This window comes from Sphingomonas sp. CCH5-D11 (assembly GCF_001557395.1).
Lineage (GTDB): Bacteria > Pseudomonadota > Alphaproteobacteria > Sphingomonadales > Sphingomonadaceae > Sphingomonas.
This window is the reverse complement of record NZ_LSKH01000228.1, coordinates 1-844: the sequence shown is the minus strand read 5'-3', so window position 1 is coordinate 844 and position 844 is coordinate 1. Positions and strand designations below refer to the sequence as shown.

The following is an 844-nucleotide window of genomic DNA, read 5'->3' as shown; positions in this document are numbered from 1 at the left end:
CCGCCGAACACACCGCCGACCCCGCCCCCGCTCTCACGCGACTTGGCGTCGGAATAGACCACCTTCACCTCGATCAGATAATCCGCCTTGGTGACAGGCCGGGTTGTGGCAGTCCCGCCATTGATCGCGCGTTCGCGTTCGAGCGCGCTGAACGCCTCGCCGCGATCGGCGACGCGGAAGCAATTGGATCGCGCGATCATCAGCTTGACCAGTGGCAGCGCGTCGACGCGCGCGGTCGAACCGCCGTTCTGCATCTCCGCCATGCGCATGAGCGCCTGCAGTTGCGGCGACAGGCCATCGGCCGGGTTGGCGGCCTTCTCCTCAACCAGCGCGGCAACGCCGAGCGGCACCTGGCATTGCGGCACGGCGGTCGTCTCGTCGACGCCGGTGCCGCCCTGCCCCAGCTTCTGGGCGTGGGCCATTGAAGGTGTGACGGCCGCGAGCGCGGCCGTCACGACGAGCATGCGGGTGCGATCAAGCACCGGCGCCCGCCTTCTTCGCATGCGCTGCGGGATCGCAGATCCCGGCACGCTCCTCGTCCGCCGCAACTTTCTTCGCGGCTTCGTCACAGTCCTTGCAGTCGGGACAGTCCGCGCAGTCCTTGCATTTGCCGTTGTGAAGCGCGTGCGCGCGATAGCGCGCCTTCTTCGCCTCGACCTCGCGCGCGGCATCGGTGCCGGCATGACTTCCGGCGAAGCTCGCCATCGCGAGCAGGACCGGCGCCGACGACTGCGCGCTGGCGGCCGACGGCAAGGCCACGGAGAGGGCGGCAAGCCCCAGCGCGGCGATCATCTTCAGTTTCATCGTGTGTACTCCTTCCCTGGCCGTTTTCAGAAGAAACCGT

General features: G+C 67.9%; 2 protein-coding genes. Both read right to left on the bottom strand.

All coding sequences use genetic code 11. From position 1 onward, the window contains the following. Positions 1 to 482, bottom strand: a 482-nt coding sequence (locus tag AX702_RS14290; RefSeq protein ID WP_331710150.1) for a CsgG/HfaB family protein, incomplete at its 3' end; no start/stop codon positions are given. After that, a partial coding sequence (locus AX702_RS14285) for a hypothetical protein (RefSeq protein ID WP_231731860.1) occupies positions 475 to 844 on the bottom strand: 370 nt, incomplete at its 5' end. The genes AX702_RS14285 and AX702_RS14290, both read right to left, overlap by 8 nt.